The sequence below is a fragment of the Halomicronema sp. CCY15110 genome (assembly GCF_016888165.1).
In the GTDB taxonomy this organism is placed as follows: Bacteria; Cyanobacteriota; Cyanobacteriia; order Phormidesmidales; family Phormidesmidaceae; genus Halomicronema.
The window spans coordinates 1-650 of the sequence record NZ_JACSWC010000039.1 but is presented as its reverse complement, the minus strand read 5'-3'; the positions used below and the strand labels follow the sequence as shown (position 1 = coordinate 650).

The 650-nt window shown below is 55.2% G+C and carries 1 protein-coding gene; it reads right to left on the bottom strand.

Features of this window, described 5'->3' with window-relative positions; translation table 11 throughout:
* On the bottom strand, positions 1-650 hold a 650-nt coding region (locus JUK32_RS00250; protein WP_305037820.1), incomplete at both ends, for a proton-conducting transporter membrane subunit.

Sequence of the window (650 nt, the reverse complement as noted above, 5' to 3'; positions counted from 1 at the left end):
CGCCGGAAAATGAACCAGTAGGCCAGCCAGCCCAGGGCGATCGTGACGAGGGGCTTGACGATATTGCCCAGGGTGTAGGCTTCGTAGTAAACCACGTTGGCAAAGACCAAGCCGCCCAACAGCAGCGCCATCGCGCCCCAAAAGCTAGGCTTGACAGGACTTTCCACTTCATTGCTGTGGGGCAAAAAGATGAATTTCGCAAAGGTAATTGCGGTGCCTAAGGCGGCCACATTCATGCCAATGACCTGCCAGGGCAACAGATTTTTCATCGTCAAAACTTTGGCCCCAAAGCCCGATAACAGTGGGAAACCAGAGATGGAAAAGCTGGCAATCGCCAGCGCGATCCAAACTCCACGGGGAATGGGCCGATGGCGCAGCTCCTTGAGATTTCGACTGGGTAAGTTACCCACAATCAAGAACAGGGATGACTTCACCAAGCCGTGGGTCAGCGCATAAAAGCCGCCCACCTCGGGCGCAGCCAGCACAAAACCCAACTGCGACACAGTGCTCAATGCCAGCATCCGCTTGGTGTCTTTTTCAAACACGGCAAAGCCGATGCCTAGCAGAGCAGTCCCGACCCCAAAGAACCGCACAATCGGGTCAATATTCTCGAACATGAGGGCAAAGCGGGCCAGGGGATAAATGCCCGA